Annotated in this window: 7 protein-coding genes; all 7 read right to left on the reverse strand. The window is 66.7% G+C overall.

All coding sequences use genetic code 11. The annotated features are described in order from the left end of the window. Positions 1–23: 23 nt before the first annotated feature. Positions 24–1,184: an AAA family ATPase gene (locus BM394_RS20390; protein WP_092981055.1), complete on the reverse strand. Its 1,161-nt coding sequence runs from the start codon at positions 1,182–1,184 to the stop codon at positions 24–26. 252 nt (positions 1,185–1,436) lie between these two features. Next, a complete protein-coding gene (mobA, locus tag BM394_RS20395) occupies positions 1,437–2,018 on the reverse strand; it encodes a molybdenum cofactor guanylyltransferase (RefSeq protein WP_092981058.1) in 582 nt (193 codons plus the stop codon). Between the two features lie 149 nt (positions 2,019–2,167). Continuing rightward, a complete protein-coding gene (locus BM394_RS20400) occupies positions 2,168–3,091 on the reverse strand; it encodes a sulfite exporter TauE/SafE family protein (protein WP_092981152.1) in 924 nt (307 codons plus the stop codon). 135 nt (positions 3,092–3,226) lie between these two features. Then, positions 3,227–3,682, reverse strand: coding sequence for an RrF2 family transcriptional regulator (locus BM394_RS20405; RefSeq protein ID WP_092981157.1), 456 nt, complete (start codon positions 3,680–3,682; stop codon positions 3,227–3,229). A gap of 333 nt (positions 3,683–4,015) precedes the next feature. Next, on the reverse strand, positions 4,016–5,155 hold the full coding sequence (locus tag BM394_RS20410) for a S1 family peptidase (RefSeq protein WP_092981063.1): 1,140 nt from the start codon (positions 5,153–5,155) through the stop codon (positions 4,016–4,018). A 478-nt stretch (positions 5,156–5,633) separates the two neighbouring features. Next, a complete protein-coding gene (locus BM394_RS20415) occupies positions 5,634–7,085 on the reverse strand; it encodes a glutamate synthase subunit beta (RefSeq protein WP_092981066.1) in 1,452 nt (483 codons plus the stop codon). Then, positions 7,078–11,649, reverse strand: coding sequence for a glutamate synthase large subunit (gene gltB, locus BM394_RS20420; RefSeq protein ID WP_092981068.1), 4,572 nt, complete (start codon positions 11,647–11,649; stop codon positions 7,078–7,080). Before gltB ends, BM394_RS20415 begins: the two co-directional genes overlap by 8 nt. Positions 11,650–11,788: the final 139 nt, after the last annotated feature.

Here is an 11,788-nt window from a genome sequence, read left to right on the forward strand (position 1 = left end):
GGTCGACACGGCGAATCGACTCCTCACTGGTTGGTGATGCCGGGGGACGGCTGCTGGCCGTGGGCGGCTCCCGGCACGGCCGAAGCGCCCGCCTGCGGCGCACCGTTGTGCTGCCCGGCGCTCTGCTGGGGACGCGCCGATACCTGCGGCAACGGGACGGTCTGCAGCACCCGGTTGACCACGTGGTCCACGGGCACCCCGTCGGCCACCGCGTCGTAGGAGAGCACGATGCGGTGGCGGAACACGTCCGGGACCACGTCGACTACGTCCTGCGGCAGGACGTAGTCGCGGCCGCGCAGCAGGGCGAGCGCGCGGGCACCACCGACGACACCGAGGGTGGCGCGTGGTGAGGCACCGTAGGAGACCCAGCCCGCGATGTCGGACAGCCCGTGTTCGTTGGGCGAGCGGGTGGCCAGTACCAGGCGGACGACGTAGTCGACCAGCGCGTGGTGTACGAACACGTTGGAGGCCACCTGCTGCAACCGGGAGAGCTCACCGGGGTCGAGCACGGTCTGCGGTTCCGGTGGGGAGACTCCCATCCGGTAGACGATCTCGCGTTCCTCCTCGGCCGTGGGGTACTCCACCAGCAGTTTGAACAGGAACCGGTCCCGCTGCGCCTCGGGCAGCGGATACACACCCTCGTTCTCGATGGGGTTCTGCGTGGCCAGCACCTGGAAGGGTTGTGGCGTGGGATAGCTGTGCCCGCCCAGCGAGACGTGCTGTTCGGCCATGACCTCCAGCAGGGCCGACTGGATCTTGGCAGGGGCGCGGTTGACCTCGTCCGCCAGCACGAAGTTGGCCATGATGGGGCCGAGTTCGACGTCGAAGCGCTCGCTGCCCTGCCGGTAGATCCTGGTTCCCAGCAGATCGGCGGGCACGAGGTCCGGGGTGAACTGCAGGCGGGAGAAGCTGCCCCCCACCACCGTGGAGAAGGTCTCCACGGCCAGTGTCTTGGCGACGCCCGGGATGCCCTCGAGCAGGATGTGTCCCCCCGCCAACAGCCCCACCAGGATGCGCTCCACGAGTCGGTCCTGGCCGACGATCACACGTTTGACCTCGAAGACGGTGCGTTCGAGCAGTTGTGCGTCCCTGGCGGGCGTACTGGTGTGATCCGGCGAGTGGGCCGGCCCGGCCGCCCCTGTGCCCGCGCCATTGCCGTTACCGCCCTGACCCGGATCGGTCACTGGGAAACCTCCAACTGAGTGCTCGGCACCCCGTGGGGCGCGGATACCACCACAGGGTGATCGCTGTTGTTGCCGATATTGGCACGTGACCGTACTGATCACGCGTCGGGGCGCGTTGTTGCTTCTATTTCACCTTGCTGGGCGTATGTGTGTTGTGAAGTTTTATTTCATTCAACACTGAAAATACAGAAATATTAAACATACCGTGTTGCCGCCGTCCTCGATGGGAACCACGGGAGACCGCCTAAGTGTTCAGCGCGCTCGACGCAGCGTCCGAGCCAGGTCCTCGGGAGTATCCACGTCGATGGTCTCCGCCTGCTCGGCGGGCACGAACAGCGGGTGCAACGGGGACAGCACACCGCGCAGCGCGACCCCGTGCGGCTGTTCGGGCAAGGCCCGCCCCAGTGCGACCGCTCGCCAGACCCCGACCAACCACTGCGGCCGGTCGTCCGTGTCGACCAGCACCGCTCCCCCGCTTTCCGGAGCACGGTGCAGCGCGGCCAACAGTCGTGAGAGCGTGTCGCGGCTCAGCCAAGGGTGATCGGCGGCGAGCACGGCGACCAGTGAGACGCGCGGGGGCAACGCGGCCAGCCCCGCCGACAGGGCCGCCACCGGCCCTCCTCCGGGCGGTGCCTCCCTGGTCCAGCGGACCGGGCGGCCCGTCGACCGCCGGGGCCCCACCGCCACGATCGGTTCCGCGCCGGAAACCGCATCCAGGGTGCGGTCCAGCAGGGAAAGCCCGGAAAGTCGGATGGCGGGCTTGTCACGGCCACCCAGCCTGCTGCCGCGGCCACCCGCCAGCACGATCCCGGCGAATTCACTCGTCGAGGCCATACGAGCAGACTACGTGCCACGAACCGCGGACATCGACGAATCGTCCGCCGGGGCATCGGGCAGATCGGGGCGACACCGCGGTGCCGAACTCCGCTCGAAGTCGTGCGGCACCGAACCCGGGGTCGTCGGGGGCGGGTGTGTCGCCACGATCAGCTCGTCTCGTAGGCGTAGTCGTGCTCATTCTCCTCGGCGGCGCGCAGTCGCGCTGAACGGCGCTGCAGGACCTCGCTCCGAATCGCCCAGACCAGCCCCGACAACCAGACCAGCCCCAGCACGGTGGTGAGCAGCACGCCGGGAACCTGGGGCACTCCCACGGTGTCGAGCAACAGGCGCGAATTGCTGAACACGATGAGTCCACCGGCTCCCACGCCCAGCACGCGGACCGGCAGGATCCGCACGAGCCACGCGGCCAGCGGAGCGGCGACCACACCACCGATGAGCAATCCGAGAGTCACCGGCCACTTCCAAGCCGAACCGCCGTTGTGCATCAAGAACCCGGCGGTCGCCCCCAGGGAGACGATCAGTTCGCTGGTGTTGACCGTGCCGACGGTACGCCTGGGCAGGATCCGCCCCGTGCTGAGCAGGGTCGAAGTGGTGACCGGTCCCCAGCCACCTCCACCAACGGAGTCGACGAATCCACCGACCGCACCGAGCGGAATCAACCAGCGCCGCCCCGCCGGGGTGAGACCGCTGGATCGCACCGGGGTGGACCACGCCGAGAAGCGCAGTACGACGTAGCTTCCGAGCACCACCAGCAGCAGCGCCATCCAACCGCGGGCCGATCCGGCCGCCACCGAGGACAGGGCCGAGGCGCCGAGGAAGCCGCCGAGCCCACCGGGCAGTGCGAGCCAGCCGACCATGCGCCAGTCGACGTTGCGCATCCGCCAGTGCGCCGCACCGGAGACGACAGCTGTCCCGATCTTGGCCAGGTGCACCGACGCCGAAGCCATCACAGGCGCGGTGCCCACGGCCAACAGGCCGGTTGTGGCCGTCACGCCGAATCCCATCCCCAGCGAACCGTCGACCAGCTGGGCGAGAAATCCGGCCACCGCCACGAGCAACAGAGTGGGCACCAATGCCTCCAGACCGTTTCCGCTCGCGTCCGAAGCGCCGAGCGGCTTTTCCAACTAAGTTGATAAAAACGGTACACTTTCCAACGGACCGGTCAACACGGTCCCAGCGTTCGGGACGACACCCCGTGAGTACGTTCAGCGCGACTCCCATACCCCTGTTTCACTGGTGCGCGCCGCGACGTCCGATGGAAGCTCGCCGGAGACGAGTTGGGCTATGGTGACATTCTCGAGCACTTCGCGCAGGCTGCTGCGCACCGCGATCCAGACCCACTGCAACACGGCGACCGAAGGATCGTACTGCACGTCCTCGGCTCGTTGGCCGTGTATGCTGACCAGCGGGCCGTCGGTGGCGCGAATCACATCGGCTATCGAGACAGTGCTCGGGTCCCGGGCCAGCACCCAGCCACCGGCCTGTCCCCGCCTGCTGGCTACGAAACCGGCACGCCGCAGGTCACTGAGCACGGCCTGCAGGAAGTTTCGTGGGATGTCCTGAGCGAGGGCGACGTCCTCGGCACTGACCGGCCCTGCCTGGGCACGGGCTATCTCAACCAGCGCGCGCAACGCGTAGTCCACCTTGGCCGAAATCCGCATGGCTCGATTGTTCATCACATCCGGGTGGAACAGTGCCCCAGCCCTTCGACCGACGTCTCCTCGGGAAGTTCGGTCGAACCTCCCCCACGTGGAACGGGGAACAGGAATCGCGAGCATCGGCTGTTCCGAAAACGACTCGTATGAGAGGTCGAGGGGTCAACCGCTCCCCTGCCCGGTGCGGGTGCTTCCCGGCGAGACCTGCCGGTAGGACGAGAGCACGGGGAGCCGGGCTCGCACGGTTTTCGGGGCCGCCCGCGCATGCGGACGACCCCGAAACCAGTGGTGGCGGCCGGAACGGCTGTCACAACGAACCCGAAGGGTTCAACCGTGGGTTCAGCCGGTCACCAGGCTCACGCCGTAGGCGTTGAGGGCCTCGTTGACCGGCTGGAAGTAGGTGGTCCCACCCGAGGTGCAGTCACCCGAACCACCGGAGGTCATGCCCTGGGCCTGACTACCGGAGATGAAGGAACCACCGGAGTCACCGGGCTCGGCGCAGACATCGGTGCGGGTCAGACCGTAAACGGTACCGCTGGGGTAGCTGACCGTCTGATTCTTGGCCTGGATGGTGCCGCAGTGCCAGCCCGTGGTCTGGCCGGAACGGCACACCGAGGAGCCGACCGCCGCCTCCTGCGAACCGCTCACGATGCTGGCGTAGCCGTCGTACTGATCGACCCAGGGGCGCAGCGTGTCGTCGGAACCGGTCCGCACGTAGGAGTAGTCGTTGCCGGGGAAGGAGGAACCGGCGAACGTACCGCTGGGGCTACTGGTGCTGTCGCCCGTGCTGCCGCAGTGACCCGCCGAGACGAATCCACCGGAGACGGAGAATCCGACCGAGCAGATCGTGGAACCGTTGATGGTGTAGCGCTGTCCACCGATCACATCGGCGTAGGTGCGCGGCTGCTCGGCGGACTCGACCACGCTCACCGAGCCGCTGTCCACACCGGTGGAAGCGACGAATTCGGCCGCGCGGTCGGCGGTGCCCTTCTCCGTGGTCAACACCACGGAGTTGCTGGTCGTGTCGACGTACCAACCGGTGACCGATTCCGGAGCCCGCTTCGAGTTCCGGTTCAGCGTGGTGTTGGCGGCACGCAGTTGTGCCTTGCTGTCGTCCACGAGCCTGGGAACGGCGTCCTCGGCCCGCACCCTGTCGAATTCGGAACGGTCGGTGACACCCACGACCAGCTTCCCGAGGTCGGCGTCGTAGTGGAATCCGCCGAAACTACTGCCGAGCTTGTCGGCCATACCGTCGGCGGCCTGCCGCGCCACGGCTTCGGCATCGAGCCGTTGTTCGGCCTGAGCGTGGCTCAGGCCGAGGTCACGCTGCATGGCCTGCATCATCGTGCTCGCGTGTCGCGGACTCGGATCCTCGGAAACCTTGGCGCTGTCCGCTGTGGCCGGTGCGGTCATGGCGGTCAGCGTTCCCGCTGCGAGAATCGCGGACGCCGCGATTCGGCCGGGCATTTTCCGCTGCATCTGTGATCTCCCTGTACGCGAAAACGGTTTTGTCTTCGGTGGCAGGGAAGTTTCCGAGGAACACGATTCAGCGACAATACTGCGTTTGCAGCAGCACTCGGCAATCGGAGTACGTGCCACCGGAACACGCTCCGTACAAAATCTGCCCAGGAGACAATCACGGCTTGGCGGAAAAACGACGCGTGAGTCGCGACAGTGTTGACAACACCCTTCGCCCTTTTTAAGGTCTACGATCCGCTTTTTACGGCATAAACGTTTTGACCGGCGATTTCATCGTTGAAAACGGAACAACGAGAACCCGACACCATCTCGAACGACCGGTTCACGCTGTGTATCCGAAAAAACGCGACGGCATTCCACTCCACGGAACCGAACGTGTAAAACGGGAACGAAAAAGTATGATCAAATCATCGTGGGACTGCGCCGAACGAGTGAGACGAAGTGGGGCTGCCCGACGTGGACAGCCCCACTTCCGGTGTCAGGTCAACGGACGATCATTGGGTCCGATCGGAGCGGGAAGCGCGTCGCGCCCCGTCAGGTAACGATCCACACCGGCCGCGGCGGAACGGCCCTCCGAGATGGCCCAGACGATCAGCGACTGACCGCGTCCCATGTCACCGGCGCTGAACACACCGTCGACACTGGTCATGAAGGAACGGTCCCGCGCGACGTTGCCACGGGCGTCGAGCTCGACACCGAGCTCGTCGACCATGCCGGCACGTTCCGGACCGACGAAACCCATCGCCAACAGCACCAGCTCGCACGGCAACTCCTGCTCGGTGCCCTCGACCGGGACGAACTTGCCGTTCTCCTTGCGAACCTCGACCAGCCGCAACGCACGCAGGTTCCCGTCCTCATCACCGAGGAATTCCTGGGTGTTGACCGAGAACAGGCGTTGACCACCCTCCTCGTGTGCCGAGGAAACCCGGTAGAGCATCGGGTAGGTGGGCCAGGGCTGGTTCTCCGGCCGCTCGTTGGGCGGGGTCGGCATGATCTCCAGCTGGGTCACCGACGCCGCACCCTGACGATGCGCCGTTCCCAGACAGTCGGCACCGGTGTCACCCCCACCGATGATGACCACGTTCTTGCCCGCCGCGCTGATGGACGACTGCGACAGGTCACCCTGCTGCACCCGGTTGGCGGGCGGCAGGTACTCCATCGCCTGGTGGATACCGCCCAGTTCCCTGCCGGTGATGGGCAGTTCCCGGGACATCGTGGAACCGCCCGCCAGCACCACGGCGTCGTGCTCGGAACGCAGCTGCTCCACGGTGAGATCCACCCCGACATCGACACCGGTACGGAACTCGGTGCCTTCCTGCCGCATCTGGTCGAGCCTGCGGTCGAGCCGGAACTTCTCCATCTTGAACTCGGGGATGCCGTAACGCAGCAGCCCGCCGATCCGGTCGGCGCGCTCGTAGACGATCACCCGGTGCCCGGCACGCGTGAGCTGCTGCGCCGCGGCCAGCCCGGCCGGGCCGGAGCCGACCACGGCCACCGTGCGGCCGGTCGCGGCCGCAGGCTGCTCCGGCCGCACCCAGCCCTCTTCCCAGGCCCGATCGATGATCTCGATCTCGACCTGCTTGATGCTCACAGCGTCCGAGTTGATCCCCAGCACACAGGCCGCCTCACACGGAGCCGGACACAGCGTGCCGGTGAACTCGGGGAAGTTGTTGGTCGCGTGCAGCCGTTCGATGGCGCCGCGCCAGTCCTCCCGCCAGACCAGGTCGTTCCACTCCGGGATGAGATTTCCCAGCGGGCAGCCCTGGTGGCAGAAGGGGATGCCGCAGTCCATGCAGCGGCCCGCCTGCTGCTCCAGCTGCTGGTTGGAGAACTCCTCGTAGACCTCACGCCAATCCTTGAGCCGGATGTCGACCGGCCGACGCCGCGGCGTCTCGCGCGGCGTGGTCAGAAAGCCCTTCGGGTCAGCCATGAGCGGCCTCCATGATCGCCTCGTTGACGTCGCGGCCGTCGCGTTCGGCATCGGCCTTGGCATTGAGAACGCGCTTGAAGTCCTTCGGCATCACCTTGCCGAACCGTGCCGCGGCGGTGTCCCAGTCGACGAGCAGATCGCGAGCCACGGTGGATCCGGTTTCGTGGTGGTGCTTCTCGATCAGCTCGTACAGTTCGCCGCGATCGTCGGAATCCAGCGAGTCCAGATCGACCATCTCGTGGTTGATCCGATCGGAACGCGGATCGAGCACGTAGGCGATACCACCGGACATGCCCGCCGCGAAGTTGCGTCCCGTACCACCGAGCACGACGATCCGACCACCGGTCATGTACTCGCACCCGTGATCGCCGACGCCTTCCACGACCGCCAGCGCTCCGGAGTTGCGCACCCCGAAACGTTCACCGACGACACCGCGCACGAACATCTCGCCGCCGGTGGCGCCGTAGAGCAGCACGTTGCCCGCGATCACGTTGTCCTCCGCGGCGAAGGCCGCGTCGTCCTGTGGTCGCAGCACGACCCGGCCGCCGGAAAGCCCCTTGCCGACGTAGTCGTTGGAGTCGCCGTTGAGCCGCAGCGTGATACCGCGCGGTAGGAAGGCACCGAAGGACTGTCCCGCCGACCCGGTGAACGTGATGTGGATGGTGTCGTCCGCCAGTCCCGCACCGCCCCACTTACGGGTGAGTTCGGAACCCAGCATGGTGCCGACCGAGCGGTTGACGTTGCGAACCGGCAGCTCCAGCCGCAGCGGAGTACCTTCGGACAGCGCACCCTCGCTGAGCTGGATCAGGGTGTTGTCCAGAGCCTTTTCCAGGCCGTGCTCCTGTTTGCCCGTGCAGTGCCTGGCCGAGCCCTCGGCGACCTCCGGCACGTGCAGGATCGGCGAGAGATCGATGCCCTCGGTCTTCCAGTGCCGGGTGGCCGGATCGGTGTCGAGCATCTCGGTGTGCCCGATCGCCTCCTCGATGGAACGGAAACCCAGTGCGGCCAGGTGCTCCCGCACTTCCTGGGCGATGAACTCGAAGAAGTTGACGATGTAGTCGGCCCTGCCGTCGAACTTGGCGCGCAGCTCCGGATTCTGCGTGGCCACACCCACCGGGCAGGTGTCCAGGTGGCACACCCGCATCATGACGCAGCCGGAAACCACGAGCGGAGCCGTGGCGAAGCCGAACTCCTCGGCGCCGAGCAGCGCGGCGAGGACCACGTCGCGGCCCGTCTTGAGCTGACCGTCGGTCTGCACCACGATCCGATCGCGCAGCCCGTTGGCCAGCAGCGTCTGCTGGGTCTCGGCCAACCCGAGCTCCCACGGCGCACCGGCGTGCTTGATGGAGGACAACGGGGAGGCACCGGTACCACCGTCGTGGCCGGAGATGAGCACCACGTCGGCGTGTGCCTTGCTCACTCCCGCGGCGACCGTGCCGACACCGACCTCCGAGACCAGCTTGACGTGCACCCGAGCCCGCGGGTTCGCGTTCTTGAGGTCGTAGATCAGCTGTGCGATGTCCTCGATGGAGTAGATGTCGTGGTGCGGCGGCGGCGAGATCAGCCCCACCCCGGGCGTCGAGTGACGGGTGCCCGCGATCCAGGGATAGACCTTGTGCCCGGGCAGCTGGCCACCCTCGCCCGGCTTGGCGCCCTGGGCGATCTTGATCTGGATGTCGTCGGAGTTGACCAGGTATTCGCTGGTGACCCCGAACCGACCGCTGGCGGCCTGTTTGATGGCCGAACGACGCCAGTCCCCGTCGGTGTCCACGGTGAACCGATCGGCGTCCTCACCGCCCTCACCGGTGTTGGACTTGGCACCGAGCCGGTTCATCGCCACCGCGAGAACCTCGTGCATCTCCTTGGAGATCGAGCCGTAGGAGATACCACCGGTCGCGAACCGCTTGACGATCTCGGAGACCGGCTCGACCTCGTCGATGTCGACCGGCTCGCGCGCGCCCTCGCGGAACTTGAGCAGTCCGCGCAACGTCATCAGTCGCTCGGACTGTTCGTCGACGTGGTTGGTGTACTCCTTGAAGATGTCGTACTGGCCGCTGCGGGTGGAGTGCTGCAGCTTGAACACCGTGTGGGGGTTGAACAGGTGCGGATCGCCCTCACGGCGCCACTGGTACTCCCCGCCCACGGCCAGCTCGCGGTGGTGAGCCTTGAGCCCGTCGGTGGGGAAGGTCCTGCGGTGCCGCTGACCGATCTCGGTGGCCAGGGTCTCGAAGTCGATACCGCCGAGCCGCGAGGTGGTGCCGGTGAAGCAGCGGTCGACGATCTCCTCACCGAGTCCGATGGCCTCGAAGATCTGGGCTCCGGTGTAGGAGGCGACCGTGGAGATCCCGATCTTGGACATGGTCTTGCGCAGCCCCTTGCCAAGAGCCTTGATCAGGTTCTTGGTCGCCTGTTTGGCATCCACCCCGGAGACCTCGCCGCGCGCCACGAGATCCTCGACGCTGGCCATGGCCAGATAGGGGTTGACCGCCGCGGCACCGTAGCCGACCAGCAGGGCCACGTGGTGCACCTCGCGGACGTCACCGGCCTCGACGACCAGCCCGACGTGGGTGCGGCTCTTCTCCCGGACGAGGTGGTGGTGCACCGCCCCGGTCAGCAACAGCGAGGGGATCGCCGCGTACTCGGCGTCGGCGCCACGATCGGAGAGCACGATGATGCGCGCACCGTCGGCCACCGCCTCGGAGACCTCACGGCAGATCTCGTCCAACCGCTGCCGGAGTGCCTGACCTCCCCCGGCGGCGCGATAGACCATGTGAATGGTCACCGAGCGCAGTTCGGGACGGTCACCGTCGTCGTTGATGTGGATCAACTTCGCGAGCTCGTCGTTGTCCAGCACGGGGAACGGCAGCACCAGCTGGTGACAGGCCTGCGGGTCGGTGTCCAGCAGGTTGTGCTCGGGACCGACGTGGGTGTTCAGCGAGGTGACCAGTTCCTCGCGGATGGCATCCAGCGGCGGGTTGGTGACCTGGGCGAACAGCTGGGTGAAGTAGTCGAACAGCTGGCGCGGGCGCTCGGAGAGCGGGGCGAGCGGAACGTCGTTGCCCATGGAGCCGACGGGTTCGGCGCCGCCGGAGGCCATGGGCTTGAGCAGCGCGTCGACCTCTTCCTCGGTGTATCCGAACAACTGCTGGCGCTGCACGAGCGAGGAGTGCGGCGGGACCTCGCGGGAACGGGTGGGCAGGTCCTCGAGGTGGACCATCCCGTCGTCCAGCCACTGCCGGTAGGGGTGCTGCGCGGCGAGCTCGCCCTTGATTTCCTCGTCGTCGACGATGCGTCCCCGCTCGGTGTCGAGCAGGAACATCTTGCCCGGCTGCAACCTGCCCTTGCGCGCCACCCGCTGCGGCTCGATGTCGAGCACACCGGTCTCGCTGGCCAGCACGAGCATGTTGTCGTGGGTGACCCAGTAGCGGCCGGGCCGCAGCCCGTTGCGGTCGAGCACCGCCCCCACCTGTGCGCCGTCGGTGAAGGTCACCAGGGCGGGACCGTCCCACGGTTCCATGAGGTTGTTGTGGAACTCGTAGAAGGCACGACGCTGGGGATCCATCTCGGTGTGGTTCTCCCACGCCTCGGGGATCATCATCAGCACGGCGTGCGGCAACGAGCGCCCACCGAGATGGAGCAGCTCCAGCACCTCGTCGAAGGTGGCCGAGTCGCTGGCGTCGGGCGTGGCGACCGGGTAGAGCCGCGAGAGGTCGCCCGGGATCAGGTCCGTGTCGAGCATGCTCTCGCGGGTGCGCATCCAGTTGCGGTTGCCGCGCATGGTGTTGATCTCACCGTTGTGCGCGATGTAGCGGTACGGATGCGCCAGGGGCCACGAGGGGAAGGTGTTCGTGGAGAACCTCGAGTGCACCAGGCCGATGGCGCTGCTGAATCGCTCGTCGGTGAGGTCGATGAAGAACGCGTCGAGCTGCGTCTCGGTCAGCATCCCCTTGTAGACGAGGGTGCGGGCCGACAGGCTCGGAAAGTACACGTCGGTGTCGTGCTCGGCGCGTTTGCGCAGGCAGAACGCACGGCGTTCCAGCCGCATGACGGGATCCTGCCCGGCCACGGCGGAGTCGTCGGACTCGGCGACGAACAGTTGGCGGAACCTGGGCATCACTCCCCGGGCCAACGAACCGGCACAACCGGGATCGACCGGCAGGGTCCGCCAGCCGAGTACCTCGAGCCCTTCTTCCGCCGCGATCCGCTCGATCGCGGCCACCGCCTGCTCGCAGCCCGCTTCGTCGTCCGGAAGAAAGGCGTTACCCACCGCGTAACCACCGGCGGCGGGAAGTTCGAACGGAACCACCTCGCGCAAGAACGCGTCCGGCACCTGGGTCAGGATTCCCACCCCGTCACCGGTGTCCGGATCGGCGCCTTTCGCGCCCCGGTGTTCCATGTTGCGCAGCGCGGTCAGCGCGTTCCGCACAATCGCGTGATCCTTGCGGCCGGCCATATCGGCGACGAGCGCCACACCGCACGCGTCGTGATCGTTGGCAGGGTCGTAGAGACCCTCGACGTCGGCGCCCCGTTGCGTCCGACCTCTCGCATTCTGGGAAACCGGCATTCGGATCCTCCCGTCGTCAGGCAACGACCTCAGCCACGCGAACAGTGGGGACGAGATCGTAGAAACCTCTCCGGAGCTGACAAGAAGGATGCGCCGTTGCACTCTTGGTCAGTTTGCGGAACTATACAGATTTCCGAGT

The organism is Actinopolyspora lacussalsi subsp. righensis, from assembly GCF_900116555.1.
Taxonomy (GTDB): domain Bacteria; phylum Actinomycetota; class Actinomycetes; order Mycobacteriales; family Pseudonocardiaceae; genus Actinopolyspora; species Actinopolyspora lacussalsi.

Bases quoted from the DNA above. Each gene is read 5' to 3' on its own strand.
- mobA (WP_092981058.1), bottom strand. From the start codon at position 2,018: ATGGCCTCGACGAGTGAATTCGCCGGGATCGTGCTGGCGGGTGGCCGC.
- BM394_RS20405 (WP_092981157.1), bottom strand. From the start codon at position 3,682: ATGCGGATTTCGGCCAAGGTGGACTACGCGTTGCGCGCGCTGGTTGAG.
- BM394_RS20410 (WP_092981063.1), bottom strand. From the start codon at position 5,155: ATGCAGCGGAAAATGCCCGGCCGAATCGCGGCGTCCGCGATTCTCGCA.
- BM394_RS20415 (WP_092981066.1), bottom strand. From the start codon at position 7,085: ATGGCTGACCCGAAGGGCTTTCTGACCACGCCGCGCGAGACGCCGCGG.
- gltB (WP_092981068.1), bottom strand. From the start codon at position 11,649: ATGCCGGTTTCCCAGAATGCGAGAGGTCGGACGCAACGGGGCGCCGAC.